The following is a 1,041-nucleotide window of genomic DNA, read 5'->3' on the forward strand; positions in this document are numbered from 1 at the left end:
TCCTCGGGCAGGCCGAACCGGACCGGACGGCCGCCGCTGCTGCCGGTGCCGCTTCTGGTGCTGCCGCCGTCGCTGCCGCTGCCGGTGCCGCCGCGGTCGAGTCGCAGCAGGATGTTCCTGGCCGCACACAGGCGAATCTTCTGCGGCGTCGTGCCGGTCAGGCCGAGATCGACCACGGTGATCCCGGCGTCGGCGAGCAGCGCGGCGAGCCGCCGGCCGGCCTCGTCGTCGGCCAGCGCGGTGATGAGGACGACGTCGGCGCCGTCGCCGGCAGCCAGGATCGCGGCCAGTCCCGCCCCGCCCGGCCGGGCGGTGTCGGTGATCTCGTCGAGGACGGGGACCGGCGCGTCGGGAGCCAGTCGTTCCACCCGGCCGGCGACGTCCCGGTCCAGCAACGCGTCGCCGACGATCACCAGCGGTCCGGATCGTGGCCGGCTCGGCGCCCGCGTCGTCCGTGCGTGGACGGACCGGTCCGACCCGGCGCCGAGGTCACCGAGGGACGTCGGCGGCGCGCCGGGCGAGGAGCGGACGGGGGCGACCCCGAGCGCCGCGTCGCAGGCCGCACAGAGCAGGTGCACGGCGACGAGGTGGGTCTCCTGCACGGTGGCCGCCGACGTCGTCCCGGCGCCGGGGGAGGCGGAGCCGACCGCGACGACCTCGTCGCAGGCGGCCGCGAGCGGACTGTCCGCCGCGCCGACCAACCCCCACGTCGCCATGCCCACCTCGCACGCCGCCCGGGCGGCGTGCAGCAGGTTGGCGCTGCGGCCCGAGGTGGACAGCAGAATCAGCACGTCTCCCGGCCGGCCGTGGGCGCGGACCTGGCGGGCGAACACGTCGTCGTAGCCGAAGTCGTTGCCGATCGCGGTGAGGGCGGAGGTGTCGGCGTGCAGGGCGATCGCGGACATCGGCGGCCGGTCGTCGCGGAAGCGGCCGACGAGTTCGGCGGTCAGGTGCTGGGCCTCGGCGGCCGAACCGCCGTTGCCCGCGGCAAGCAGCCGTCCGCCCGCGGCCAGGACGGCGGCCAGGCGGCCACCCCAGGCG

The 1,041-nt window shown here is 77.0% G+C and carries 1 protein-coding gene; it reads right to left on the reverse strand.

Going from position 1 to position 1,041, the window contains the following annotated elements; all coding sequences use genetic code 11:
* A partial coding sequence (locus ND748_RS34375) for an SIS domain-containing protein (RefSeq protein WP_285903012.1) occupies positions 1-1,041 on the reverse strand: 1,041 nt, incomplete at both ends.

The sequence above is a fragment of the Frankia sp. AiPs1 genome (genome assembly GCF_023716945.1).
In the GTDB taxonomy this organism is placed as follows: Bacteria; Actinomycetota; Actinomycetes; order Frankiales; family Frankiaceae; genus Frankia.